Below are 24,784 nucleotides of genomic sequence, written 5' to 3'. Positions count from 1 at the left end.
TTGATGCGGGCGTCATAGGCCCATGACATCAGGGCATCGATGTCTTTGGCGAGGTGGCCGTTGGCGGCAGGAGCTTCTGGGGATGGAAGCCCTCGATCCCGTCCGGCGGTATGTGACGATCGGTGAACAACCGTCGACTTGGGGTTACTCCCGCCGCCGGCTCTACGCGCATGACGCACTGTTCCGTGAGAACTCCGATGTCTACGAGGTCCTTCACGAATTCGACTTCGTCTACACGGAGGACAAGAGGCTGTTCTTCTTTCTGGCGATCTTTGGAGAAGAATACGGGATCGATATGAGCGATCCCGACCCTGCCAGTTGTTTCGACTTTCGTGAACAGCAAAATGGCGGAAGCCCGTCTACCCTTCGACGGGCTAGCAATGGTCTAATTCTGAGAACCGGCGTTTGTATCAAAGGCATCACACGAACTCCAACACGAGGGGTGGGTTGAACTCCTTTTTCATTTTGATCCTGGCCCTTTGCATCCGTCTCTGTACAGATGGTATAGTTGTGCGTACTCGGATACTGAGCAGGCGATCGATTGCCTGCCGAGCGCCTGGGCTGCCTTTCCCCAAGCTGACCGCATATGAACACAGAAGCAAAGATGAAGATTACTGAACGTGCCGTCGCTAAGCTTGCCAATTCAATGCGTATCTACGCAGAAGCGAATGCCAGATTCAACGAGCTAAAAAAAGTAGACCTAGAGGAAGCCATCGATAATCTCGATCGCGCATTCGAGGCGAAGCTAGAAGCTTTTCACAGCGTTTATGACGTAGATCGAGCGGTTTTCAATTATTTTGATCATGCCGACACCGCGCTTATTTTAATGCTTAGAAATGCGATCCATCACAGAGACCACGAACTGTTCTCCAGCTGGAACAATACGATGGCGCAGGATGGAGGCCCCCATCGGTTCCGCGGCGCCGAATTTTTGATCGCGAGCCACACCTTGGTAGGCGAGGCACATGTCGGACGCCAACTCTACAAGGCCGAAGATTTCCTGTTTCGCCTCGACCCCAGTCAAAATTCACCTGCTCTAGAAGGCAAAATGGGTGCTTTGAACAGAAGCAAGCTTCTGGGACAATTGAAAGCTAACCTCAGCTTCAACGAGTTTTTCTCGAAGGCACGGCGAGAGGGCTACCCTAACAAACAGCTCTATTTCAACGTTATACCTCTCTTCATATCGGCAGTTTGCCGCGTGTTTCGAAGCTTACGGGCAAGAGGCGTGCGGTTCGTGGGATACGATGCGAATGCATATGAGATGCATTTCACGGACGACCTGAAAGTAGACTTGTCATCCCTGTCCTACGCTACTATCAGGATCAACTGAGTTGATTCGACCGGGCAATCATCGGCTCAATGTGGAGTGTTATTTCGTTTAGCCACATCGCTACAGCACCCCCCACGCCCGAAACCTCCCCCTACCCGTCATCTCGCGCAAGCCCAGCTCCAAAACGATCCGCCGCGCCGCCTGCGGCGTGACCTCGAGCGTCTTCGCCACCATTTTTGCTGACACCAACGGTTTTGCCATGACGAGTTCGACCAGTTCCGGCAATTTTGACGATGTCCGTCGCCCTTCCAGCTTCCGCTCCATCATCTGCCGAGCGAGCGCCAGCCGGTCATGCTCTTTCATGCCGCTCTCGGCCGCCGCCAACAATCCATGCGCGATGGCGAGCAGCCGGGTCTCCCTATCACGATGCCGGCGCCGATCCACCGGGATGGTTCTCAGGCCGGTATTGACGGCGGCGAGATTGGTACCGGTGGTGACGCCGGCCTGGCGCAGGATCGAGGCGCAAAACAGCCGGCCGAGCCATGGCGCATGCTGCAGGACGGATAATTCGTTCCAGGCATCGAGGGCGACGATCGCCTGCAGCACCGCCGGCAGGTTTTCTGCCTGCCGCAGCACGCCGCGCCATTCATCGAGCCGAGCATCCTCGTCCCAGTCGAGATCATAGACCAGCGGATCGGCCGGAGCCCGGCCGGGCTTTTTGGCTCGTTCGATCGCAGCGTCAGAGCGCGCGAGCAGCGCATCGATAGCCGCATAGTCGACGCCGGGGAGATCTTGGGCGTCATCACCTTCCTCCCCCTCCCCTTCCGCGTGGATCGCGGCCGCCGGCCGAATAACGCCGGCCGTCGTTGCCTCGTCCCCGCCGCCCGACCCGATCTCCGAGGTTTTCCGCAGCGAGCGGATGCCGTCGGCAGAGAGCGCCCAATCCGGGGACTGGCCGGCGATGCGCCGACGCGTGCGCAGCACGTCGCGGGCGATCGTCAGCTCATGGGTGGGTGTGCGAATATCTCTGATATCGTCATGGAGGACGAGGTCTTCGAGATGGACCAATTCGCCGTCGATCCACAGCGAGGCGCACGCATCGGTAAACTGTGCGCGCTCGATCCAGCCCTGACCGACCGGCGAACGGGCGATGCGTTCGTCCACACGCGTTAAGGCGACACCGGTGTGGGTTTTACTTTCCGATTTCAAACCGGAAAATGTCATACGCCCGTTAGGTTTAGGCGTTTAAATCTGGGACGATTTTCCGCTAACGATTTCAATGAAGCACTCTTGCCAAAGCGACTGTACGATCGAACCTTGCCGGCGCATCCCCCGATCTCGGACGAGAGCTGGTCGATGGCGCGTCGCGTCGCCCGTGAGTTGGACAAGATCCTCGACGGCGGCGACCCGAGACAGGCCGCCATCACGCGCGCGGCCGCCGAACTGCGGCTCACCACACGACAAATCTACAATCTCCTTGCCCGTTATCGCGCCGATCGGACGGTGACGGCGCTGCTGCCTCGCACCGCCGCCAGTCGGCGCAAGCGGCTGCCGGAACAGGTCGAGGAGATCATCGCGGCCACACTTCGCAAGAAGTGGCTGACGCTCGAGCCGACCGCACTTGCTCCCGTGGTAGATGAGATCCGCGCGCGCTGCGAGGAAGCCGGTCTTGCCGTGCCGTCCTATGTGACGGTCGCTCGGCGCATCCCGGTGCTGTTTTCGCCTGAAGAGATCGCGAAGAAGCGATCGGCCAATCCAAAGCACCTGCTGCGGCTGAAGCCGCGACCGGGCTATATTCACGCGCCGCACCCGCTCGCCGTGTGCCAAATCGACCATACGCCGACAGATATCAATTTCGTGGAGGTTGTCGATGGGACCGGTGTGTTCGTTGGCCGCCCTTACCTGACGATCGTCACCGACGTGGCGACACGATCCGTTCTCGGCTTCTGCCTCACCTTGGAGAAGCCGTCGGCGCTGTCTGTCGCGCTATGCCTCGCCCAGGCCCTGTGCCCGAAAGACGCATGGCTCGCCGCGCGCGATCTCAATCACGCCTGGCCGATGTTCGGTCGACCGCGGCTGCTGGTCACGGACTCGGCGAAGGAGTTCAAGGGGCATGCCTTCCAACAAGGCTGCGATGATTACAGCATCCGCATCCGCCCCCGCGATCGTGGCCGGGTCCACCACGGCGGCGTTGTTGAACGGCTGCTGGGAAAGCTCAACGCGGTTCTTGCCACCTACCCGGGCTCTTCGGGCCGTTCGGTGGCCCACCGCGACGAATATCCATCCGAGCGGCGCGCCTGCCTGAGCTTCGCCGATCTGGAGCGCTGCGTTGCGCTGGCCGTGATTGATCACAATCTTCAGGAAAATTCCAAGACCCTGAAGGTGCCTATCACGGAATGGCAACGCAACGCCTCGGACCTGCCTCGTTCCAACGATGACCCACAACGCGTGCTGCTGTCGTTTCTGCCGAGGGCGGAAAGGCAATTGTCGCCGCAAGGGATCAGCATGTTCGCCATGCACTATTATTCGCCTTGGCTGGGCATCCTTGTTCCCGAGCGTGACCGGCTCGAAAAGCTCGAGGTGCGATACGATCCGCGTGACATCAGTCATATCTACGTGCGCGACCCCGAAACCCGCCAGTTTCGGCCAGTCGAGCGACGCGACGGCCAGCTGACGCCGGTGACGCTGTGGGAACACGAGGCGGAGCGCGCCCGTCGGCGCACAATGAATCAACGGTCAAATGTCGAGAAGGTGGCGTTTCGCCGCGAGATCTCAGCCATCGTTGAAGCTGCCAAACCTTCCAAGCGCCAGCTGCGCGATGCTGTCCGCAATGCCCATGCCGCTGCGGCGGAAAAGCCTTATGCGCTCATGCAGCCGCCGGCGCCTCCTCCCGCAGAGCATCCCCCGCGCCGGAAGAGCCGGCTACCGGTGGAGGATTGGTAGCCATGGCGGATCATTTGCTCGAGCACGTCCGACCGTATCTTGACCGTGATCAGGAGGAAAGGATCGCCTATATCCGCGCGCCACGGTGGATCGGGCATCATGTCGCCCAGGACAGCCATCGGCGGCTGGCCGAGTTGCTGGAGCGACCTCCGTCGTTGCGAACCCAAGGACTGATGTTGGTCGGCCCCTACGCCAATGGCAAGACGATGATCGCCGAGCGGTTTGCCGTCGAGCACCTGAGAACTGGACCCGAGCAGAAAGTGTGGATAGTCCAGACCCGGGAGGGCGCCGGACTTGGCCACTTCTACGGAAGCATTCTTCAGGCGCTGCGGGCACCTGGCGGCGCTATGCGGGATGTCGGCCGCAAGGCCGAGCAGCTCGATCATTTGCTGGCCAGCCTCAGGCCGAGAGTGTTGATCTTCGACGAATTTCATAATGCGCTGCGCGGCCGAGCGCGCGATGTCGAGGCCATATTTGCTTTCCTGCGGCGGATCGGTCGCCAGTATGATATCTCGCCGGTGCTGATAGGCGAGGTGGCGGTCTGCGATTTCGTCAACGCCACCAGCGAGATGGCGAGCCGCTTTGATCTGGTCGCGGTCCCGCGATGGCAATATGACGAAAACTATCTCATGCTGCTCGACAGTCTCGAGGCGGCATTACCGCTGGCAAAAAGCTCGGATTTGTCGAACGAACCATTGGCGCGGCGGATATTCAGCCTCTCGGAAGGCTTGATCGGCGAGATCGTCACCATCGTCGCCAAAGCGGCGGTTGCGGCAATCAGATCCGGGACCGAACGCATCAGCAAAGCCAGCATCGACGACCTGCGCCACGTACCGATCTCGCAGCGGCGCAACTCGACGCTGCGCGAGAGCCTTCTTTGACGGCGATCGATGCTCACGCGCCGACAATCAGCATTCGCGAACGATACCGTGACGTCGTTTCGGAAAGATGGCCCGTCATCGTCACGCCACAGCACGACGAGTTGCTGTCGAGCTGGCTGCATCGGCTCGCCTATGCCAATGGCCTTGCGCCTCGACAGTTCGCCCGCGTGCTCGGGCTTCATGCAGGAATGTGGTCGGCCTCGCTGGACCTTAAGCTTCCGGCCGACGTCGAGAACCTGCTTCGTGCGCACACCGGTATTTCACCACAGCGGCTCTCGGCGATGATGCTGGCGCGCTCATCGCTGAAACCGCTCCTGTTGCCGCTTCGCAGCAGCGGACGACGCGACAGTTCGACCTGGCTGCAGTTCTGCTCCCGATGCCTTGCCGAAGATGCGCACCCGTATTTTCGGCGGCGATGGCGGCTGGCCCAGGCTTCATGCGCGACGCACCGTGGCGGATTGCGCGACCGATGCCCATCCTGCCACAGCCGCATCGCGGTTTTCGATCAGAGCGAACTCGTTCCGCAGCACTATTGCGTCTATTGCGGTTTCGATCTGCGCCGCGCATCGAAAGTCCCGATGAGCCTGCCAGCAACGCGGCTGGACCGGTGCATCAACGACATATGCAGGCTGGAGGCGATTACCGGGTCGCTGCGCAGCGGCATGCTCGTCCAACGTCTGCTGCGGATGCCCAGCGTTTCCGGTAGTTTTCCGACCGCGTCCTTGAGCAGCCTGTCTGTCCACATCGATGCGCATCCGATGTGTCGAACGGCTCGCGGACCGACCAACCGATTGGTTAACGGCCGACGGAGATGCCGTAGCCGGACATTGGCGGCGTTCCATCCTCTTGGCGGATGGCCACGGCCCCTTGATCGCGCAGCATGCGAATGCACTTGAGCAAAAAAGACACCGGCGCCCCACGACGAATCGCCGCATGCCGACGGCGGAGCTTTCTGCCCTGTTGGGAGCCTATGTTCGGATAATGGAAGATCCTCGCCGGCGACGAACTCGCCACCAGGCCCGGGGCATTCAGGATGACGATGCCAGCGGAAGCGGAAGTTCGACGTGACGATCTGATCAGACGCTGTCTGCCGCCGTCTTCGACCGCAAGCTAGATGTCGCTCGCTACGCAGGGCCTCATGAAACGTCCTGACTGACCGCGCGGTGGGCACAGCGTCAGACCGGTTGCGCATCTTTCTTCCGCCAAGGACCAAGTTCGGCAGGAAGATCGGCTTTCATGTCGTTGGGCACGACATACAGTTCCATGTTTTCGCGCGACAGTTCCCAGTGCTTGAAGACCAGATCGACGACAGCGTGTTCGTCATGAGTCTTGATCGCCTCGATGAAGCCGTCATGGTGTTCGACAGCCAGCTGAAGGCGCTGCCGCATGTCGTCGTTGCGAGGATGGAAAAAGGTGTGACCGATGCGGGCGTGATCCACGAGAAGCCGCCCCAGGCTTGGCTGCAGATAGACGTTGCCGGACATCTCTCCCATGATCTCGTGAAATCTGTTGTTCTCCAGAACCATATCAAGCGTATCGAGCCTCTGGCTGGCGGCTCGAAACCTCTCCTGCGTATCGGTTAGGTCCGACAACTGCTTAGGCTTGAAGTTGTGCACCGCCAGGCGTCCGACTGCCGCATAAATCATTGGCGCGACAAGGAAGAAGTGGCGCAGTGTTGAATGGTTCAGCGGAATGACGCGCGCGCCCCTGTTCTCCCGGATGTCGATGTAACCCTCCCCCGCAAGACGACGGAAAATGTCCCGGACGGGCGTGCGCGAGAGACCGTATTTCTCGCTGAGGCTGACCTCGTCGAGATCCTCATCAGGGTCGAGTTCCATCGTCAGGATCTGGCGCTTCAGATCGTCATAGAGACTGCTCTTGCCGCTCTTCATGTCAATTCGTTCCCCGACATCGCGATGTTCCGGTCATGATTGGCTTAGCGCCCGCTGTCGCCCTTGGCAATCTTGATATTCGATCAGCGCGGTGGCGATGGCCGCACTGATATCAATGCATAAAATTAACATGTGCTTTTTAGATGTAATTATTGTGTACTTTAAAAATACAATTTTGTTGACTCGTCGAAAATCTCATGCAAGCTTGTCCTCATAAGCCGACAGCACGGTGCGCGGGCCAGTTCACATCGGGGATTTGGGATGAAGGGCGGAAAGAGCGAACTTTACGACGACCTCAAGCGCCAGATCCTGACCATGGAACTCGATCCGGACGAAGACCTGGACGAAGTGTCGCTGAGCGAAAAATATGGCCTGTCACGGACGCCCGTGCGGGAGATTTTCCGCCGCCTGGAGGGCGAAGGTTACGTGGATATCCGCACCAACAGGGGTGCTCGGGTCATCCCGATGAGCCACTCGACCCTGCGCCACTTCTTCCTGGTGGCACCGATGGTCTACGCAGCGATCGGGCGCCTCGCGGTTCGGAACTTCAAGGCGAAGCAACTGTCGGAGCTGCGGACAACGCAGGAACAGTTTCGTGCCGCGAGCATCTCGCACGATGCGCTCTCGATGACGCTCGCCAACAACCGGTTTCACGAGATTATCGGCGAGATGTCGGGCAACGAATACCTGCAGCCGAGCCTCGGCAGGTTGCTGATCGATCATGCACGCATCGGCCACACATTCTTCCGCCCCCGCAACGCAGACATGCAGGAGCGGCTTCAAAAATCAGTCGGTCACCATGACGGCTTCATTGCGGCAATCATCGCCCGCGACGAGGACGCTGTCGTCGACCTCGTGTTCGAACACTGGGAACTGTCGCGCGAGAACATGGAAATGTTCATCGCACCCCAAGCACTCAAGGCGGACGCACTGGTCGAAACGCCGACGCAATCGATGGAGAAGTCGTCATGAAATTCGAAGGCATCTATACCCCGGCGATCACGCCGCTCAGCCCCGACGGGCAGATCGACCGCAAGGGGTTTGCGGCTGTACTGGAGTCGCTGATCGAAGCCAGGGTGCATGGCATCATCGTCGGCGGATCGACGGGCGAATATTACGCGCAGAGTGCTCAGGAACGCTTCGAGCTTGCGGCCTACGCAAAGGATGTCATCGGGACACGTCTTGCCCTCGTCATCGGCACCGGTGCGACGCGAACGGAAGATTCGGTTGAATATGCGAAAGCTGCAAAAGAAATCGGTGCTGACGCGATCCTCGTGTCTTCGCCGCCCTATGCCTTGCCGACGGAAAAGGAGAACGCGGTCCATGCGCTGACGATCGATCGCGCCGCCAATCTGCCGATTATGCTTTACAATTATCCGGCCCGCATGGGCATCACGATGCGCGAGGAATACTTTTCACGCGTGGGCAGATCCAAGAACGTCGTGGCGATCAAGGAAAGCTCCGGCGAGATGGCCAACGTGCATCTCCTGGCGCGCAAATTCCCTCATATCGGCCTTTCCTGCGGGTGGGACGACCAGGCCCTGGAGTTCTTTGCCTGGGGTGCGAAGAGCTGGGTCTGTGCCGGCTCCAACTTTCTGCCGCGCGAACATGTCGCCCTCTACGAAGCTTGTGTTCTTGAAAAGAATTTCGACAAGGGCCGCGCCATCATGACGGCAATGCTGCCGCTGATGGACTTCCTCGAATGCGGCAAGTTCGTCCAGTCGATCAAGCATGGATGCGAGATCATCGGCCTGAGGACAGGCTCCGTGCGCGCGCCGCTGCGCCCGCTCAATTCCGAAGAAAAAAGAACCCTTGAAACCGTCGTCGCGACTTTGAAGCGCACGGTTGCCCAGATCACGTCGGGAGCCAACAATGCATGAACCTTTGAGCGCCGCCGAATACAAGGCAATCGCCGCCAATCTTCACCTGCCGACCAACGCCTTCATCGATGGCGCATTCCGTCCGGCGAAATCCGGCAAGACATTCACGACGACCAATCCCGCGACCGGCGAGACACTGGCCGAGATTACGGCCTGTGACGCTGGTGACGTCGACGATGCGGTTGCGAATGCGAAAGCGGCATTCGACGACGGTCGCTGGCGTTTGCTGGCCCCCGGCGACCGGAAGGCCGCCCTCCTGAAACTCGCCAAGCTCCTGGAGGAAAACCGCCACGAGCTGGCCGTCATGGAAAGCATCGACAGCGGCAAGCCGGTACGCGAGTGCCAGACAGTCGATGTGCCGGACACGATCCATACGATCCGCTTTCACGCCGAACTCATTGACAAACTCTACGACAATACCAATCCGGTCGGGCCGAATGCGCTGGCCATGGTCGTGCGCGAACCGATCGGCGTGGTCGGCTGTGTGCTGCCTTGGAATTTCCCCCTGCTGATGCTCGCCTGGAAGATCGGCCCGGCACTTGCGTCGGGATGCTCCGTCATCGTCAAGCCGGCGCAGGAAACCACGCTCACCACCCTTCGTGTTGCGGAACTGGCTATCGAGGCCGGCATCCCCGCGGGCGTCTTCAATGTCGTCACCGGCAGCGGCAAGGCCGTTGGTGAGCCGATCGGCCTGCACATGGATGTCGACATGATCGCGTTCACCGGCTCGACGCCGACCGGACGTCGCTTCCTGCGTTATGCCGCCGATTCCAACCTCAAGAAGGTCGTCCTCGAATGCGGCGGCAAGAACCCCGCCGTCGTCCTTGATGATGCCGAAGACCTCGACCTCGTTGCCGAGCAGGTCGTCAACGGCGCGTTCTGGAACATGGGTGAGAACTGCTCGGCCACATCGCGCCTGATCGTCGACAGCAAGATCAAGGACGAGCTGCTCGAACGGATCGGCGCCTATCTGCGCGAATGGAAGACCGGCGATCCGCTGGATCCTGAAAATCGCATCGGCGCTCTGGTCAGCAAGGCGCATTTCGACAAGGTCAAATCCTTCCTCGACGACGTCAAGACGGAGAAGCTGTCGCTCACTTACGGCGGCGAGACGCTGAAGGGCGTGTTCATCGAGCCCACCGTCGTCGACGGCGTCACCCCGGCAAGCCGCCTTTTCCAGGAAGAGATCTTCGGACCGATCCTGTCGGTGACCACCTTCGAAACGCTGACTGAAGCCGTGAAGCTGGCCAACGACACCAATTATGGCCTGACCGCTTCGGTCTATACGGGAAGCCTGCGCAAGGCGATCAAGCTGTCGCGCGAAATTCGGGCGGGACTGGTCACCGTAAACTGCTTCGGCGAAGGCGACGCCTCGACACCTTTCGGCGGCTACAAGGAATCCGGTTTCGGTGGCCGCGACAAGTCCATCTTCGCGCATGACAACTATTGCGAACTGAAGACGATCTGGATCGATATCTCCGAACGCTCTATCGACGAGACGATCAGATGATCACGAAGTCCGTCAAGCGGTTGCCTGTTGAAAATGGCGTCTCGGGCTGGGAGGCGCTTGGCAAGCGTTCTTTCCCGCTCAGGTGCCTCGACGGCAATGTGACCGCGGACTGGCTGATTATCGGGGCTGGCTTTGCAGGCCTTTCGGCTGCCCGTCGACTGCGGGAGCTTCGTCCAGACGACACGATCGTCATCCTGGACGCGAGCGAGATTGGAAAAGGGGCGTCGGGAAGAAACTCCGGTTTCATGATCGACGTCCCGCACAATCTTTCGTCCGGCGAGTATTCGAGCGGGAGTGTCGACGACACCCGGGTGGAAATGGCCCAAAACCGCTCTGCGATCGCCTTTGCGACGCAGATCGCCGCGGACTACGGAATGTCGCGCGAAACGTTCGACCCGTCCGGAAAAATCAATGCTGCGGCCACCGAGCGTGGCATGAAGCTAAATGCAGATTTCGGTCAGTCTCTGAGGAGCGCTGGTGAGAATCACACCTTCCTGGATGCCTCGCAGATGCGCGACATCACCGGGACCGATTTCTATCTCGGTGGTATCTATACGCCAGGCGCAGTGCTCATTCAGCCTGCAGATTATATTCGAGGACTCGCAGCCGGGCTTTCAAGGAGTGTCGACATCTTTGAACGCTCGCCCGTCACGTCGTTGAAGAGAGAGAATGGTACCTGGACTGCGGCGTCACCTCGCGGAAACGTGACAGCGCCAAAGGTCATACTGGGCGTCAACGGCCATATCAACGATTTTGGCCATTTCAACGACCGCCTCATGCACTTCTACGGATACGCGTCGATGACAGCTCCGTTCCCTGCGCAAGGATTGGGACGAGAAGCCAGTGGACAGGATCGATGGGCTATCCTTCCGGCGGATCCGATGGGGGCGACCGTTCGGAAGATCACATCGAATGGCCATTCGCGCATCGCGCTACGGACCAAGTGGACCTACGACACCACCCTGGAGCTAACGGAACAGCGTCTGCAGAAAATGGCGAAGGTCCATCGTGCATCGCTGGAAAAGCGGTTCCCTGCACTGAAGGATGTACCCTTCGAGCACTGCTGGGCCGGCCGGGTTTGCCTGAGCCTCAACCATGTCCCTGCTTTCGGTGAGATTGAAGAGGGATTGTTCTCGGCTTGCTGCGAGAACGGCCTCGGGACGGTGAAAAGCACGCTGGCTGGAATGCTGGCTGCCGAACTCGCCACCGGAAACACGTCAAAGCATCTCGAAGAATTCAAGTCTAATCCGACACCGAGCAGAATACCGCCAGAGCCTTTCGCATGGCTCGGCATCAACGCCGTTATCAAATGGCAGGAATTGCGTGCAGGCCGCGAGGGATGATCCCTCGCCGCGCAATCACGAAGGCCTCTTAAACAGTGGTCTGTCGTCAAAATGGGAACAAAAACTAGGAGCGAAAAATGAAGACTCTATGGAAAGCGCTATGTGCTGCGGCAATGGTCGGAATGACCATGATGTCTGCGCATGCGGAAGAGAAGTCCATCACCATCGGCACGATGTCGTGGGAGGACCTCACGCCAATCACCGGGATCACCAAGAAGGTGCTCGAAGATTCCGGCTACACCGTGAAGGTGGTGCCGTTCTCCGAGTGGGGCATTGCTTATGCCGCGCTCAGCAAGGGCGACGTTCAAATCCTCGCCTCGCAGACCGACTACGTGGCCCAGGATTACTGGGACAAGAACAAGAAGCGTCTCGAGAAAATTTCGCCGGTTTCGCATGGACTGTTCCAGGGCGTCGCGGTGCCCAAATACGTGACCATCGACTCGATGGACCAGTTGAACGACAACGCCGACAAGTTCGGCGGCAAGATCGTCGGCATCGAACCGGGCTCGGGCCTGATGCGCGACACAAGCAATTCCGTCAAGGAATATGGCCTCAAGCTCCAGCTCGTCGAAGGCAGCACCGCGGCCATGACCGCCGCACTCAAGTCTGCAACCGACCGCAAGGAATGGATTGCCGTGACGATCTGGGAGCCGTCCTGGATGATGCAGAAATACGACGTGAAGTTCCTGGCCGACCCGAAAGGCGTTTTCCCTCCGCCGCAGAGCTACTACTGGGTTGGACAGAAGGGCTTCTCGGCCGAGAATCCTCACGCCCGCGAGGTCATTGCCAGCGTGTACGTCCCGCTCGCCGACATCACCGCGATCAACAGCGCGGTCAACGACGGCAAGACGATGGACGAGGCAGTCAAGGACTGGACCGACAGCCATGCCGATCTTCTGAAGCGTTGGGAAAACATCGCGGCGGAGTAACGCATGACGGCCGGGCCGCTGAGGAAGCGGCCCGGCCAGGATTTCCACGAAAAGAACGCCGGTATCAAACTGGTTCGCGGGGAACGCTATGAACACTGAGATGAACAATGCCAACGATGTTTTGATCGACTGCCAGTCCGTCTGGAAAATTTTCGGAGCCCGCGCGAACGCGGCCGTCGAGGCGGTGAAGGCCAAAGGCCTATCGAAGAAACAGGTGCTGACGGACTTTGACTGCGTGGTGGGCGTGTCCGACGCCAGCCTGCAGGTCCGCCGCGGCGAGATTTTCTGCATCATGGGACTGTCCGGCAGCGGCAAGTCGACCCTCATCCGCCTTCTCAACAGGTTGATCGAACCGAGCCTCGGCAAGATTCTCGTCAAAGGCAGGGATATCTCGTCCTTGAATGCCGCCCAACTGCGGGACATACGAGCCCGGAACATCGGGATGGTGTTCCAAAGCGTTGCGCTTCTGCCGCATCGTACCGTCCTGGAAAACGCCGCCTTCGGTCTTGAAGTCCGCGGCGTTCCGAAGGACGAGCGATACAAGACAGCCCGTGCGGCTCTCGATAAGGTCGGTCTCTCCGATTGGACCGGACGATATCCGGCAGAACTGTCGGGCGGCATGCAGCAGCGCGTCGGTCTGGCACGCGCCATCGCCGCCGATCCGGAGATCATCCTGATGGACGAGCCGTTCAGCGCGCTTGATCCCTTGATCCGCCGCCAGCTTCAGGACGAATTCCGGCAGCTTACCAAGTCGCTTGGAAAATCAGCCGTGTTCATTACCCATGATCTCGAAGAAGCCATCCGGATCGGTGACCGCATCGCCATCATGAAGGACGGTATCATCGTCCAGGTCGGGAATGCGGAAGAGATCGTGACGAAGCCCGCCGACGACTACGTGGCGGAATTCGTGGCCGGTATCTCCAGGATCCACCTCGTCAAGGCGCACTCCGTCATGATGACTGTCGCCGAATACGCGAGCAGTCAACCCGATGTCGATGTGGGTTCGTTGCTGCGCGCCACACCTGAGGCGGACATCGGTGAACTCATCGACCTGACGATGCAGTCCAACGGGGATGCGGTTGCCGTCGTCGAGGACGGCAAGGTCGTCGGTGTCGTCACCACGCGCGGCCTGCTCCGTGGCGTCGCCGGAAATCCAGGCAACATGCCCGCAGCGGCATAGATCGGGGAGTGTCATGGACACGTCAGTCATAACGGACAGCTTCGATGAAGAGATCGACGATGCGCTCAACTGGATCAGTGACAATGCCTCATGGCTGTTCGACAGCATCAGGGCAGTCCTGGAAGGCACCTACGAGGGGGTCCTCTGGCTGGTGCAGCTCCCGCCGTTTTATGTGGTCGCGATCATCGCTGCGGCACTGGGATGGCGCCTGATCAACATCACGGCTGGATTACTGATCGGATTGGCTCTGATCGGCTGCGCGGTAATGGGGCTGTGGGCGGAGACCATGAGCACGCTGGCCTTGGTCATCACGGCTACCGTCCTGGCGCTTGTCATCGGCATCCCGCTCGGCGTCGTGGCCGGGTTCGTCAAGACGTTCGACAGGATTGTCGAACCGGTGCTCGATCTCATCCAGACCCTGCCGCCGTACATTTACCTTCTGCCGGCAATCGCGCTGATGGGATACGGACCTGCCACTGCCCTGATGGCGACTGTCATCGTCGCGATGCCTCCAGCGATCAGATTGACTTCTCTCGGCATCCGCAGGACACCCCGCGAGTTCATCGAACTCGGTCAGGCGAGCGGCCTGACGCCATGGCAGATGTTCGTCAAGATCAGACTACCCTTCGCGATCCCCAGCGTGATGGCCGGGATCAACCAGAGCTTGATGATGGCTTTCGGCATGGTGGTGATTGCCGGCATCGTCGGTTCCGGCGGCCTAGGCGAAACGATCTATAGTGCGGTCAGAACACTCGACATCGCGACGTCGATCAACGCCGCCATTGCGATTGTGATCCTCACCATGGTGATCGATCGACTGACGCAAAGTGCAGCACGCCGCACCAATGGAGGCAAATGATGAATCTGGAATCCATTCGGTTTTCTCCGGGCGCATACCTCGCCCCCGTCGTCGATTGGCTGAACGCAAATTTCCATCCCTTCTTCGACATCGTGACAAAGGTGATCGAAGCGGTGCTGGGAGGCATTGAATCTGCGCTGCTTTATCTGCCCTACTACGCAGTCATCATTGTCATCGTCGCCTTCGCTGCAATCTTCGTGAATATCCGCGTCGCGGTCACCAGTGGCATAGCACTGGCATTCTGTTTCCTGGCCGGACTCTGGGAAGCTTCGATGCAAACGCTTGCGCTGGTGACAGTGTCCGTCTGCATTTCGGTGCTGATCGCATTTCCCCTCGGCATCTTGGCATCCCGGTATCGGAAGTTCGAGGCGGCGATCCGTCCCGTGCTGGACATCATGCAGACCGTTCCCCCCTGGGTTTATCTCATCCCGGCCGTGATGATCTTCAGCCTCGGGCGGGTCCCGGCGATTATCGCCACGATCGTCTATGGCATACCGCCGATGCTGCGATTGACAACTTTGGCGTTCAACCAAGTTCCAAAGGACCTGTTGGAACTCGGACAAGCAACCGGCGCTTCGCCGCGCTCGATCCTCTTCAAGATCGAAATCCCGGCGGCCACTCCGACACTGCTCGTGGGACTGAACCAATGCATCCTCCTCTCGTTGGCCATCGTCGTTCTCGCAGGGCTTGTTGGAGCCGGTGGACTGGGTGCCGAGGTCACGCGCGGGTTGACACGAATGGAAATGGGCCTGGGTCTACGCGCCGGGCTCGCCATCGTGGCGGTCGCAATACTCCTCGACAGGCTGTCGCGCGGCGCGCTTCAAGGGCGTCAGGCACCGGCACCCAGTAGCTGAGAAGACGAGAAAGGAACCACCATGCGGCGCAGCTTCTTCTGCATTGATTCCCATACGTGCGGCAATCCGGTCCGTCTCGTCGCGGGCGGCGGTCCCCTGTTGCCACATCTCCCGATCGCCGAGCGCCGCGAGTTGTTCGTCCGCGATCACGACTGGGTGCGCCAGGCATTGATGTTCGAGCCCCGCGGCCATGACATCATGTCGGGCGCGATCATCTATCCGGCCTATCGCGAGGACTGCGACTTCGCCGTCATTTTCATTGAAGTCAGCGGATGTCTGCCCATGTGTGGCGCGGGCACCATCGGTCTGGTAACCGCTGCGATCGAAGAGGGTCTCGTCACACCTAGGGTTGCGGGGCGGCTATCAATCGAGACCCCGGCTGGGAGAGTGGACATCGAATACGAAAAGCCCGGTGAGTTCGTGGAGTCGGTACGTATGTTCAACGTGCCCAGCTACCTCCATGCCGCAGATGTAGCAGTAGACGTTCCGGGCGTCGGGCAACTGGTCGTCGACATCGCCTATGGCGGGAACTATTATGCCGTGGTCGAACCGCAGGAGGCCTGGGCGGGACTGGACGGCATGTCGGCCGGCGGAATCGTGAACCTCAGCGTGAAATTGCGGGACGCACTGGCCGACGTCTGCGATCCGGCACATCCGGACGACGCCAGAATCAGAGGTGTTCATCACGCGCTATGGTGTGACAAGCGGACGAGTGACAAAGCCGACGGCCGTGGGGCTGTCTTCTATGGCGACAAGGCCATCGATCGGTCTCCAGGCGGGACCGGCACGTCGGCGCGAATGGCCCAGCTCCACGGCAAGGGTCGCTTGAATGTCGGTGAAACCTTCCGCCAGGAAAGCCTGATCGGCACGGTCTTTGAGGGGTGCATCGAGGAAGGGATTGACGTCGGTCCATTCCGCGGTATCAAGCCAAGTGTCGGCGGCTGGGCCAGGATCATCGGCCACAATACGATCTTTGTGGACGGTCGAGACCCATTGGCGCATGGTTTCCAGATCAAGTAGGGACAGCATAGCTGTGGAGTTGACATGAGATCTTTGGATTCAGGCACGCCTGTCGATCGGCTGAAGATCGGCTTCGTGCTCGCGAAGTCGTTCACACTTTCCGCGTTCGCCCTCTTTGTCGACACGCTGCGGCTGGCGAGCGACGAATTCGACAGGTCGGGCCGGGTTCTTGCCGATTGGGAAGTCCTCGGCAGCACGCGGCATCTCATAACATCCAGTTGCGGCGTGAAGGTCGCGCCGACTTCGGACTTCGTCGACCCGAACCAATTCCACTATATCGTCGTGGTCGGCGGCCTGCTCAGCAACGAGTCCTCCATCGATCAGGAAACGATCGACTTCCTGAAACAGGCATCTACAAAAAATGTGAAGCTGATCGGCGTCTGTACAGGCTCTTTCATCCTTGCCGAAATTGGCTTGATGAAGGAGCATCGCACCTGCGTCAGCTGGTTGCACTACAATACGTTTCGCGAGCGCTTCCCCGACCATCAAGTTCGGTCCGACCGCATCTTCAATCTCGACCGTACAAGGGGATCCTGCGCGGGCGGAAGCAGCGCTGCGGACATGGCGGCGTTGATCGTGCGACGCCACATCAGCAAAGAAGCCGAGCGAAACGCGCTCGAGGTTCTCCACATCGAAAAGGCGCGAACCGCCCTTGCCATCCAGACCCGCAAACCGCTCTCCATCGAGTGCAAGGATCCAAGGGTCAGAGCCGTGCTGATTACGATGGAGCAGCATATCGAGGGAAGGCTGCCGATCGAGGAACTCGCTGCATCGGTCGGGCTTTCCAGACGGCAACTCGAGCGTCTGTTCATGGGTGAAACGAAAAGCTCCCCGGCCCTCGTCTACCGGCGGGTGCGGATGGAGCGCGCAAAGCAACTGCTCGTCAAAACCAAGGCGTCCCTGATTGAAATTGCCCTTGAAGTCGGGTTCGAGAACGCGTCGCATTTTTCAAGGGCATTCTCGCAGACATTCGGCAAAAGCCCCACGAAAGTCCGCGCCGCTGAATTAAACTGACGAACTGCTTCTTAGAAAGCCCATGGCGCCACCTATGGCGCTGGCTTCGAACGTCGGTAATATACTGCCTTCCACATCCACCTGGTGGTCGCCATCCTGGGCGCCGGCGTCACGGTTACGCTGGCTGTCGGCGCCTTCGATCTGTCGATCGGCGCAGTTGCGGCTCCCAGCCTCATGGCGGCGTACGGTGCTCTGGGTGCCCTTAGCGTCTACCGGCCCGGGGCGGTCTATTGAGTGTCCGCTCGCTCGTCTTTCAGACCGTCAGTTGGCGCAACTGACCCAATCCCTCGCCTTGATGAGATTCGAACCGCCGGCCCGCTGTTACGAGAATTCTTCTCTTTTCAGAAGCCGCCGACCGTTCCCAACAACCATGGGCCTGTTCGCACCTTGTCATTGTGCTCGCCAAGCCTTGGTGACTTGCGATGCGAATTCAGCATCGCGCTCGAGAATATGATTGGCGTCCGGATGCCGGGTATTCCTTCATTGTCCACCGCCATTTTCCGATGCAAGACTTGCGGGTCAGCAAACACGTCCTCCACGGTGTTGATCGGCCCGGCGGGAACGCCCACACGCGCAAGGTCGGCCAGCAAATCCGTTCGTTTGAACAGCTTCGTCTGCGCTTCCATCACCGATGTTAGTTCCCCTCGATGACGCACCCTGTCCGCGTTCGTCTTGAAACGGACGTCGTCTGCCACAGCGGATAGCCGGAGGATATCGCATAGCCGTGCAAACTGAGCGTCGTTCCCGCAGGCGATAATGATATTGCCGTCGGATACCGGGAATACCTGATACGGCGCGATGTTGGGATGCGCATTGCCGAGCCGCGTCGGCGCCTTTCCCGAGGCCAGGAAATTCATCGCCTGGTTAGCCAATACGGCGACCGTGCTGTCCAGGAGCGCCATATCGATATGCTGTCCCTCACCCGTGCTGTTGCGGAGGAACAAAGCGGCCTGGATTGCGATGACCGAATAGAGGCCGGTGAAGATATCGCCAAACGCCACGCCGATTTTCTGCGGCTCCCGGCCCGGCTCACCGGTCAAATCCATGATGCCCGCCATGCCCTGGACAATGAAATCATATCCTGCACGCCCGGCATATGGGCCGGTTTGGCCAAAGCCGGTAATCGAGCAATAAATCAGTCTTGGGTTGATCGCCTTCAGGCTCTCGTAATCGAGACCGAACTTCTTCAGCCCGCCTACCTTGAAGTTCTCGATGACGACGTCAGCGTTTGCGATCAGCGCACGAAGTCTGTCGACGTCTTCCGCCGAGTTGAAATCCGCCGTGATGCTCAGTTTTCCGCGATTGCAGCTATGGAAGTAGGCTGCCGCGACATCATCGCCATCCGTGATGAAGGGAGGCCCCCAGCGACGCGTATCGTCGCCCTCCGGGCTTTCCACCTTGATGACGGTTGCTCCGAGGTCGGCAAGTGTCTGTCCAGCCCATGGACCGGCCAGGATACGCGCCAGTTCGACGACCCGAACGGCCTTCAAGCGGAAATTGCATCGGTAACTCCTTCATCATTCCCAAGCCCGCGGACCAACATCCTGTCCTACATATTCGAATAGACCGGCCCCTCGCCGCCCTGCGGCGGCGCCCAGTTGATGTTCTGGTTCGGGTCCTTGATGTCGCAGGTCTTGCAGTGCACGCAGTTCTGGGCGTTGATGACGAAGGTCTCCTCGCCGTCCGTCTCCACCCATTCATAGACCCCGGCCGGACAGTAGCGCGTCGACGGGCCGGCATAGACGTCGTGCTCCGAACGCTTCTGCAGGCCCATGTCCTTGACCTGCAGATGCACCGGCTGGTCCTCCTCGTGATTGGTGTTCGACAGGAACACCGAGGACAGACGGTCGAAGGTCAAACGCCATCCGGCTTCGGATAGGCGATCGGCTTGTGCTGTGCTGCCGGCTCGAGCTCCAGCCAAAAAAATCCAAGCCACAAAAACAAAACCCGCCGAAAATATCGACGGGTTTGTCAGCGGTCTGAGCCGAGGTGTTGCCTCGGCTTTGTCGTTTCGGCTCAGTGCGCCCTGCCCGACTTCAGGCACAGGGCTCAAGGGGCGCGACCGACTTGATCCAATATAGTTTGGACAGCCGATCACGGTTATCGGGGGTCGTACGAAGCAGGATGACATTGGTGGGTTGACCGCCACCGCCGCCATACCGTCCATACTTCTGCAACGCTTCGAGTTCAGTTGGCCCTGGTCGGAAGTTTAGCGAAACGACGACGTCTACCGGAGCCGCTTCTTGTCCGGGGCATCTGACCGCCATTCGAGAACCCGCAGAGACGTACCCGACGAACCATGGTGCGACGTAAACGAGGATCAGAAGCATAAAGCCGATCACGATACGGGCGATTGCTGCGCGGGAGGTCATAGTGCTTTCCTTTCCTCGGCGACCGCGACGGTGCCCCAACGAACGACTGTCCTGTGTGCGACCCATGACACCAGCAACGTTTCCAATAGCACTCCGAGGACCGCGATCGTCATGCATCCTGCCAGAATTCGATCAGTACGTTGATATGTGGCCGCTTCGTTGACCCATTGCCCCAAGCCCATGGGAGAGCCCATCAACTCGGCAGCAATCAGGCTTCGCCAAGCAAACGCCAGTCCCACACGAACACCTGTCAGAATGTCGGGTAGCGCACCTGGAAAAATAACCGACCGCAGGACCTCGCGACGATCCCCGCCCAGGGTAAAGATAGCTTGAGCATAGGCCGGCGGCACCCTCGAAACACCAAGTATCGTATTCGCGAATACAACAAAGAACATGCCGTTCCAGATCACGAAGGTCGACATTGCAAGGCCGGTCCCGAACCAAGCGAGTGCCAGCGGAATCCACGCGATACCAGCGATGCCGGAGAATGCGTTTATAAGGGGTTCAACAGCAATACGCGCGGTTCTGCTGAGGCCCACAAGAAAACCGAATGCTATGCCGGTCACGATTCCGATGACCGCGCCGAGCAACAGCCGGAGCAAGCTAATGCTGGTATCATCCAACAAGCGGCCGCTTAGAGCAGCCTCCAACAACGCCGCGGCGACGGAACTCATGCTCGGGAAAACGTATTCGGGAACTCCGAAGACGTTTGTCAGTGCGAACCAGAAAAGCGCCAGAAGAAGGATCGCAACCACGGAAACCGGGATGCCTAATGCCGGGATGGATGAAGACGTTAGTCGAAGCGTTGTCATGGCACCACCCTTCAAAAACTGGACCATCGGCTGGAAACAAGCTGGTTCCACGGGAATAAGATCAGTCGGTCGATGATTAGGAAGAGAACCGCGATCACAATCATTACCGCGATAATCTGGTCGACTTGATTGGAAGCGCGAGCCTGCGCAAGCACTCGCCCCAGACCGCTGCTTCCGATGATCAGTTCACCCGCGATCACAGCCCGCCATCCGTATGAAAGCGCAAGACGAATGCCAACTTCGATGCCGGGCATGGCTCCGGGAAGGTATACGTCACGGACAATCCGCAACTGCCCTGCCCCAAGCGGCCGCAAACCATCGGCATAAACCCGAGGGATTTTCTGAACGCCGGTGATGACCGAAAACAGCAGCGGGATAGTCGATGTATAGAATAGCGTGGCGTAGACCGCATTTGTGCTGAAGCCGAACCAGACGATGAACAGTGGGATCAATGCAATTGCCGGAACGCAACTAATGAAACGCACCATCGGTTGGAGAACCGAAGCAATCTGCCGACTCTGAGCGATCAAAAGCGCGAATGGCACGACGCAGACGATGCAAATCGCGCAACCGATCACCAGGGTTCGAAGGCTTTCCTGGACAGCGGCGGTAAGCGTTCCTCTAGCAATCAGATTTGCCATTGCCCGAAACGTCGCGGCTGGCGTCGGCAAGATCGCTGGCTCCTTCGTGAAGTAAGCTATGACAGCCCAGACCACGAACAACAAGACGATGGTGCTGGCCTGGACCACCCAGGCTGGAACGCTATGCATGATTGAGGAAGAACTATGCATGCTGGCGCTCCGACGATGAATCAACAGCCCGACCACGAACAAGTTCGAAGACACGGGATACGATTGCTTCAATGCGCGGGTCGCGGATCATCTTCTCCCAGGTTCGATTGATGCCCATGTCGGGAACGGGCACGATCTCAAGAACCCGGCCTGGTCGGGAGCTCATTGCCACAATGTAGTCACCCAGAAAGACGGCCTCTTCCACGCTGTGAGTGATGAAAACGACGGTCTGCTTGGTTGCACGCGCCAGACGGATGAGTTCCTCTTGCAGGGTCAACCGAGTGATGGCATCCACCGCACCAAAGGGCTCGTCCATCAGGATCACGGGTGGCCTGGTCGCCCACGTTCGGGCAACTGCCACGCGCTGCCTCATACCGCCGGAGAGTTCGCTCGGATACTTTTTTTCAAAACCCTGTAATCCAATCAGCTGGACGAGCTCAGCGACCCGCTGCTCCCGCTCCGCTTTCGGCACTCCGGCAATCTCCAGACCGTGCCCGATGTTGCCGACGACCGTGCGCCACGGCAAGACCGCCAGTTCCTGAAACACCATGCCCCGTTCCGCCGACGGCCCGTTGATGGGCTTTCCCGCGTAGAGCGCTTCGCCGGAAGTTGGCGTCCCAAGGCCCGCGAAAATCTTCGCAAGGGTTGACTTGCCACATCCACTCGGGCCAACCACCGTCACGAAGTCACCAGCGTTGATAGTGAGATTTACGTCCTGCAGAGCCACGATCTTCTCGCCGCGGGCTTCATACTCGTGGCGCAAGTTGATGGCTTGTAAGATCGGCTTCCGCTCGTTTAGCTGTATCATTCGTGACGGCTCCTGCTTACTTCTCGTCTTCAGATCAATTGGTACCGTGGCCACCGCACTTCTCCACCGACTGAGGCAACGGAGCGAGATCGCTCGTGAGCTCCGGATGCTTCTGCAGCAGATCGTTGATGAACCCCTCTTGCACGACGAGATCATACGCGATCGGCTCTGACACCTTCATATTTCCGGCTGCAATCTGGGCTTTCTGCTCCTGGAGAATTGCAGCCTCGGTGCAAACCGAGATCCTCGGATCGAACTCCGCTCTCATCACCTCGATTGCGCTCGTTGCATCTTGCTGGTCGACGCCCTGAACGTAGCGTTGTGCAAGAGCGGCCGCTTCTGTGGGATGCTCGCGGGTAAACTTTACACCCTGCCAAGCACCCAAAACATACTTTTCAAGTATGTCGCGATGTTCCTGCAGATAGTCCTCGGTCACCATAATGCCGACAACGCTAGCCCCAAACGGACCACCGCGACGAACCACATTTACGTCATCACCCTGCGTCCTGACGATCTCGCTGATATAGGGTTCCCACGGCACCGCGACATCAACTGTGCCCTGCCGCAGTGCCACGCCCATGTCTGGCGGAGCGAGGTTCACCATCTTGATGTCCTTCATGGTCTTCCCAATCGAGGACAGGTAGCTTCTTAGATAGGATTCGCCCGTGCTCCCGGCCGTGACGCCTACCGTCTTCCCAGCAATATCCGCGGGGTTCTGATCCGAGAGGCCTGACTCTTTTCGTGCGACGACGCCCACACGTTCGACGCCGTTCACGACCATCGGGTTGTTATGATACGGGCCGATCAGCGTCAGTTTGTTTCCAGCTGCGCGGGAAAGGATTACCGTCGAGGTGGCAGCCCCTGCTCCAATGTCGGCCGCACCGCTAACCAATGCTCGCGCAATCTGCGAACCGCTATCCAGCACTTGGACGGACACATCCAGTCCCTGGTCGCGCCAGTAGCCGTTTTCGGCGGCGACCATCATTGGCACATTGTTCATCGCACCCGCGAAGATCACTCGCACCGGTTCACCGGAACTCTGTGCATAGGCTCCGTGAGCCATCACCGATGCAAGAGCAACGGCAGTCCAGGCTTTAAGCGTACTTTTCGTATTCATCTGATTTCTCCTCCCAATCAAACTACTGTCTTCATCTGATCTCTTTTGTCCCACTTGTCAAGACACCGTCCCTATTTTGACCGCGCGCCGCAGTCAATTGGCATCAAAAAGGTTCTCTATCCGGGACGGTGTCTTTACATACGGGACAAAGTTGGATATACGGAGCCCGAGCTTCAATGAGGATTTTGAGCAGGCTCGGCCGCGTTGTAGGCAAGGAGGAACAATGACTTCGAATATCTGGAAGAATGAAAGGCTCCCGTCATATGTGGAGCTGAAGGCTCGCACCGACGCTCCGGCAGAGTCTGCATGGGGATTGTTTGGCACGGATGACCAGATTGGGACGGTCAACCTGCTCACTGAAGAAGTCGCGGCCGAAGCCGCCACGTTGGTCCGCAAAGGTGCCTCTTTCGGCCTGGACTACGAGCTCAACGCATTCAAGCCTCCGGTCTCGCCTTACAGAAAAACTCTGGTCCACTGCGAGGTTTGTCGGCTGGATGGACAAGTACATGACGATTACGTCAATGACTTCTTCCCTCAAGCCGGATCTCACATCGACGGCCTTCGTCATCACAAGCACAGCGTTCACGGCTTCTACAACAACGTCGACGAGTTTCTCGTTGGTTCAGGCACGCCTGATCTTGGTGTCCAACAGATCGGGCGCCGCGGCATGGTCGGGCGCGGCGTTTTGGTCGATATCGGACGTTATCGCCTATCGGTGGGCCGTCCCCTAGATCTGATGACGGGCGACTCGATTACGCTCGATGACGTTCAAGGCGCTGTGAATTCTCAAGGATTGAAATTCAGAACCGGCGACATTCTTCTGCTCCACACTGGTTGGGCGGAGCACTTCCTTGGTCTTAACATCAAAGATCAGCAGGACCTTATCGCAAAGCGAACATTCTGCGGACTTGCTCAAAGCGAGGAAATGTTAGCTTGGCTCTGGGATAGCCACTTTTCTGTCGTCGCGAGTGACACCGTCGCTGTCGAAGTTATGCCGACCGTTCCCACTTCTCCATTTGATAGGAATGTGCGCGGCATGATGCACCCCGATCTGATCGCGCTGCTCGGTCTCTGCTTGGGTGAGATGTGGAAACTTGACGACCTCGCCAGGGACTGCGCGGCCGACAAAATCTACGAGTGCATGCTCGTATCCAAGCCGCTTACCCTCGTCGGCGGCGTTGGATCGCCATGCAATGCGGTCGCAATCAAGTAAGCCATCGCACTCCGCAGCTGCAAAGCAGTCCTACCTAAGAATCCACCGCCAGTCGCTGAAATCGGCGACGATCTGAATCGCAGAACAAGGATCTGA

General features: G+C 58.9%; 22 protein-coding genes and 2 pseudogenes. 16 read left to right on the top strand and 8 right to left on the bottom strand.

From position 1 onward, the window contains the following. Positions 1-82: 82 nt before the first annotated feature. Positions 83-451 (top strand): hypothetical protein, encoded by a 369-nt coding sequence (locus A3AY_RS0120770; RefSeq protein ID WP_018327600.1) that lies wholly within the window; start codon positions 83-85, stop codon positions 449-451. Between the two features lie 135 nt (positions 452-586). Beyond that, entirely contained in the window at positions 587-1,330 is a 744-nt protein-coding gene (locus A3AY_RS0120765) for a hypothetical protein (RefSeq protein ID WP_210163024.1), read from the top strand. Between the two features lie 60 nt (positions 1,331-1,390). On the opposite strand, the gene A3AY_RS0120760 is transcribed toward A3AY_RS0120765, so the two are convergent. Further along, on the bottom strand, positions 1,391-2,494 hold the full coding sequence (locus A3AY_RS0120760; RefSeq protein WP_051108383.1) for an RHE_PE00001 family protein: 1,104 nt from the start codon (positions 2,492-2,494) through the stop codon (positions 1,391-1,393). Between the two features lie 132 nt (positions 2,495-2,626). Here A3AY_RS0120760 and A3AY_RS0120755 point away from each other — a divergent pair, with 132 nt between their 5' ends. The 3 genes from A3AY_RS0120755 to A3AY_RS35710 are packed head-to-tail and all read left to right on the top strand — an operon-like array spanning position 2,627 to position 5,990. Continuing rightward, positions 2,627-4,213 carry a Mu transposase C-terminal domain-containing protein gene (locus A3AY_RS0120755; RefSeq protein WP_018327597.1) on the top strand — a complete coding sequence of 529 codons (1,587 nt, stop codon included), beginning with the start codon at positions 2,627-2,629 and terminating at the stop codon, positions 4,211-4,213. A 2-nt stretch (positions 4,214-4,215) separates the two neighbouring features. Continuing rightward, positions 4,216-5,094 carry a TniB family NTP-binding protein gene (locus tag A3AY_RS0120750; protein ID WP_018327596.1) on the top strand — a complete coding sequence of 293 codons (879 nt, stop codon included), beginning with the start codon at positions 4,216-4,218 and terminating at the stop codon, positions 5,092-5,094. Beyond that, positions 5,091-5,990: a TniQ family protein gene (locus A3AY_RS35710; RefSeq protein WP_234913104.1), complete on the top strand. Its 900-nt coding sequence runs from the start codon at positions 5,091-5,093 to the stop codon at positions 5,988-5,990. The genes A3AY_RS0120750 and A3AY_RS35710 overlap by 4 nt, the downstream gene beginning before the upstream one ends. A 279-nt stretch (positions 5,991-6,269) precedes the next feature. On the opposite strand, the gene A3AY_RS0120740 is transcribed toward A3AY_RS35710, so the two are convergent. Beyond that, positions 6,270-6,986: a GntR family transcriptional regulator gene (locus A3AY_RS0120740; protein WP_018327595.1), complete on the bottom strand. Its 717-nt coding sequence runs from the start codon at positions 6,984-6,986 to the stop codon at positions 6,270-6,272. Positions 6,987-7,247: 261 nt separating this feature from the next. Here A3AY_RS0120740 and A3AY_RS0120735 point away from each other — a divergent pair, with 261 nt between their 5' ends. The 10 genes from A3AY_RS0120735 to A3AY_RS0120685 all read left to right on the top strand — a co-directional run bounded on the left by A3AY_RS0120735 (position 7,248) and on the right by A3AY_RS0120685 (position 17,575). Then, on the top strand, positions 7,248-7,958 hold the full coding sequence (locus A3AY_RS0120735; RefSeq protein WP_018327594.1) for a GntR family transcriptional regulator: 711 nt from the start codon (positions 7,248-7,250) through the stop codon (positions 7,956-7,958). Next, positions 7,955-8,866, top strand: a complete 912-nt coding sequence (locus A3AY_RS0120730) for a dihydrodipicolinate synthase family protein (RefSeq protein ID WP_018327593.1) — start codon at positions 7,955-7,957, stop codon at positions 8,864-8,866. The genes A3AY_RS0120735 and A3AY_RS0120730 overlap by 4 nt, the downstream gene beginning before the upstream one ends. Continuing rightward, on the top strand, positions 8,859-10,376 hold the full coding sequence (locus tag A3AY_RS0120725; RefSeq protein WP_018327592.1) for an aldehyde dehydrogenase: 1,518 nt from the start codon (positions 8,859-8,861) through the stop codon (positions 10,374-10,376). Before A3AY_RS0120730 ends, A3AY_RS0120725 begins: the two co-directional genes overlap by 8 nt. After that, positions 10,373-11,719, top strand: coding sequence for an NAD(P)/FAD-dependent oxidoreductase (locus A3AY_RS0120720; protein WP_018327591.1), 1,347 nt, complete (start codon positions 10,373-10,375; stop codon positions 11,717-11,719). The genes A3AY_RS0120725 and A3AY_RS0120720 overlap by 4 nt, the downstream gene beginning before the upstream one ends. A gap of 77 nt (positions 11,720-11,796) precedes the next feature. Continuing rightward, positions 11,797-12,648, top strand: a complete 852-nt coding sequence (locus tag A3AY_RS0120715) for a glycine betaine ABC transporter substrate-binding protein (protein WP_026203662.1) — start codon at positions 11,797-11,799, stop codon at positions 12,646-12,648. An 88-nt stretch (positions 12,649-12,736) separates the two neighbouring features. Further along, positions 12,737-13,828, top strand: a complete 1,092-nt coding sequence (locus A3AY_RS0120705) for a quaternary amine ABC transporter ATP-binding protein (RefSeq protein ID WP_026203661.1) — start codon at positions 12,737-12,739, stop codon at positions 13,826-13,828. 13 nt (positions 13,829-13,841) lie between these two features. Then, positions 13,842-14,687: an ABC transporter permease gene (locus A3AY_RS0120700; RefSeq protein ID WP_018327587.1), complete on the top strand. Its 846-nt coding sequence runs from the start codon at positions 13,842-13,844 to the stop codon at positions 14,685-14,687. Continuing rightward, positions 14,687-15,541 carry an ABC transporter permease gene (locus A3AY_RS0120695; protein WP_018327586.1) on the top strand — a complete coding sequence of 285 codons (855 nt, stop codon included), beginning with the start codon at positions 14,687-14,689 and terminating at the stop codon, positions 15,539-15,541. The genes A3AY_RS0120700 and A3AY_RS0120695 overlap by 1 nt, the downstream gene beginning before the upstream one ends. Before the next feature lie 21 nt (positions 15,542-15,562). Next, positions 15,563-16,561: a 4-hydroxyproline epimerase gene (locus tag A3AY_RS0120690; RefSeq protein WP_018327585.1), complete on the top strand. Its 999-nt coding sequence runs from the start codon at positions 15,563-15,565 to the stop codon at positions 16,559-16,561. A 24-nt stretch (positions 16,562-16,585) separates the two neighbouring features. Beyond that, positions 16,586-17,575: a GlxA family transcriptional regulator gene (locus A3AY_RS0120685; RefSeq protein WP_026203660.1), complete on the top strand. Its 990-nt coding sequence runs from the start codon at positions 16,586-16,588 to the stop codon at positions 17,573-17,575. A 341-nt stretch (positions 17,576-17,916) separates the two neighbouring features. On the opposite strand, the pseudogene A3AY_RS0120675 reads toward A3AY_RS0120685, so the two are convergent. From A3AY_RS0120675 to A3AY_RS0120640, 6 genes and pseudogenes are all read right to left on the bottom strand, one after another. Further along, positions 17,917-19,078 (bottom strand): annotated as a pseudogene (locus tag A3AY_RS0120675) (CaiB/BaiF CoA transferase family protein). 46 nt (positions 19,079-19,124) lie between these two features. Further along, positions 19,125-19,486: pseudogene (locus A3AY_RS35705) on the bottom strand (4Fe-4S dicluster domain-containing protein); the annotation flags it as partial. A 457-nt stretch (positions 19,487-19,943) separates the two neighbouring features. After that, a complete protein-coding gene (locus tag A3AY_RS35700) occupies positions 19,944-20,759 on the bottom strand; it encodes an ABC transporter permease (RefSeq protein WP_162709261.1) in 816 nt (271 codons plus the stop codon). 11 nt (positions 20,760-20,770) lie between these two features. After that, positions 20,771-21,550, bottom strand: coding sequence for an ABC transporter permease (locus tag A3AY_RS0120650; RefSeq protein ID WP_018327577.1), 780 nt, complete (start codon positions 21,548-21,550; stop codon positions 20,771-20,773). Continuing rightward, on the bottom strand, positions 21,543-22,358 hold the full coding sequence (locus A3AY_RS0120645) for an ABC transporter ATP-binding protein (protein WP_162709260.1): 816 nt from the start codon (positions 22,356-22,358) through the stop codon (positions 21,543-21,545). The genes A3AY_RS0120650 and A3AY_RS0120645 overlap by 8 nt, the downstream gene beginning before the upstream one ends. A 34-nt stretch (positions 22,359-22,392) precedes the next feature. Continuing rightward, positions 22,393-23,475: an ABC transporter substrate-binding protein gene (locus tag A3AY_RS0120640; protein ID WP_018327575.1), complete on the bottom strand. Its 1,083-nt coding sequence runs from the start codon at positions 23,473-23,475 to the stop codon at positions 22,393-22,395. 223 nt (positions 23,476-23,698) lie between these two features. Between A3AY_RS0120640 and A3AY_RS0120635 the strand changes: the two genes are divergently transcribed. Continuing rightward, positions 23,699-24,688 carry a cyclase family protein gene (locus tag A3AY_RS0120635; RefSeq protein ID WP_018327574.1) on the top strand — a complete coding sequence of 330 codons (990 nt, stop codon included), beginning with the start codon at positions 23,699-23,701 and terminating at the stop codon, positions 24,686-24,688. Positions 24,689-24,784 lie beyond the last annotated feature (96 nt).

Origin of the sequence: Rhizobium giardinii bv. giardinii H152, assembly GCF_000379605.1 — a bacterium.
GTDB lineage: Bacteria > Pseudomonadota > Alphaproteobacteria > Rhizobiales > Rhizobiaceae > Pararhizobium > Pararhizobium giardinii.
This window is presented reverse-complemented; position numbering and strand designations above follow the sequence as displayed.

Excerpts from the sequence above, each read along its gene's own strand:
- A3AY_RS0120770 (WP_018327600.1), top strand. The coding sequence starts at position 83 with ATGGAAGCCCTCGATCCCGTCCGGCGGTATGTGACGATCGGTGAACAA.
- A3AY_RS0120765 (WP_210163024.1), top strand. The coding sequence starts at position 587 with ATGAACACAGAAGCAAAGATGAAGATTACTGAACGTGCCGTCGCTAAG.
- A3AY_RS0120760 (WP_051108383.1), bottom strand. The coding sequence starts at position 2,494 with ATGACATTTTCCGGTTTGAAATCGGAAAGTAAAACCCACACCGGTGTC.
- A3AY_RS0120755 (WP_018327597.1), top strand. The coding sequence starts at position 2,627 with ATGGCGCGTCGCGTCGCCCGTGAGTTGGACAAGATCCTCGACGGCGGC.
- A3AY_RS0120750 (WP_018327596.1), top strand. The coding sequence starts at position 4,216 with ATGGCGGATCATTTGCTCGAGCACGTCCGACCGTATCTTGACCGTGAT.
- A3AY_RS0120740 (WP_018327595.1), bottom strand. The coding sequence starts at position 6,986 with ATGAAGAGCGGCAAGAGCAGTCTCTATGACGATCTGAAGCGCCAGATC.
- A3AY_RS0120735 (WP_018327594.1), top strand. The coding sequence starts at position 7,248 with ATGAAGGGCGGAAAGAGCGAACTTTACGACGACCTCAAGCGCCAGATC.
- A3AY_RS0120730 (WP_018327593.1), top strand. The coding sequence starts at position 7,955 with ATGAAATTCGAAGGCATCTATACCCCGGCGATCACGCCGCTCAGCCCC.
- A3AY_RS0120725 (WP_018327592.1), top strand. The coding sequence starts at position 8,859 with ATGCATGAACCTTTGAGCGCCGCCGAATACAAGGCAATCGCCGCCAAT.
- A3AY_RS0120720 (WP_018327591.1), top strand. The coding sequence starts at position 10,373 with ATGATCACGAAGTCCGTCAAGCGGTTGCCTGTTGAAAATGGCGTCTCG.
- A3AY_RS0120715 (WP_026203662.1), top strand. The coding sequence starts at position 11,797 with ATGAAGACTCTATGGAAAGCGCTATGTGCTGCGGCAATGGTCGGAATG.
- A3AY_RS0120705 (WP_026203661.1), top strand. The coding sequence starts at position 12,737 with ATGAACACTGAGATGAACAATGCCAACGATGTTTTGATCGACTGCCAG.
- A3AY_RS0120700 (WP_018327587.1), top strand. The coding sequence starts at position 13,842 with ATGGACACGTCAGTCATAACGGACAGCTTCGATGAAGAGATCGACGAT.
- A3AY_RS0120695 (WP_018327586.1), top strand. The coding sequence starts at position 14,687 with ATGAATCTGGAATCCATTCGGTTTTCTCCGGGCGCATACCTCGCCCCC.
- A3AY_RS0120690 (WP_018327585.1), top strand. The coding sequence starts at position 15,563 with ATGCGGCGCAGCTTCTTCTGCATTGATTCCCATACGTGCGGCAATCCG.
- A3AY_RS0120685 (WP_026203660.1), top strand. The coding sequence starts at position 16,586 with ATGAGATCTTTGGATTCAGGCACGCCTGTCGATCGGCTGAAGATCGGC.
- A3AY_RS35700 (WP_162709261.1), bottom strand. The coding sequence starts at position 20,759 with ATGACAACGCTTCGACTAACGTCTTCATCCATCCCGGCATTAGGCATC.
- A3AY_RS0120650 (WP_018327577.1), bottom strand. The coding sequence starts at position 21,550 with ATGCATAGTTCTTCCTCAATCATGCATAGCGTTCCAGCCTGGGTGGTC.
- A3AY_RS0120645 (WP_162709260.1), bottom strand. The coding sequence starts at position 22,358 with ATGATACAGCTAAACGAGCGGAAGCCGATCTTACAAGCCATCAACTTG.
- A3AY_RS0120640 (WP_018327575.1), bottom strand. The coding sequence starts at position 23,475 with ATGAATACGAAAAGTACGCTTAAAGCCTGGACTGCCGTTGCTCTTGCA.
- A3AY_RS0120635 (WP_018327574.1), top strand. The coding sequence starts at position 23,699 with ATGACTTCGAATATCTGGAAGAATGAAAGGCTCCCGTCATATGTGGAG.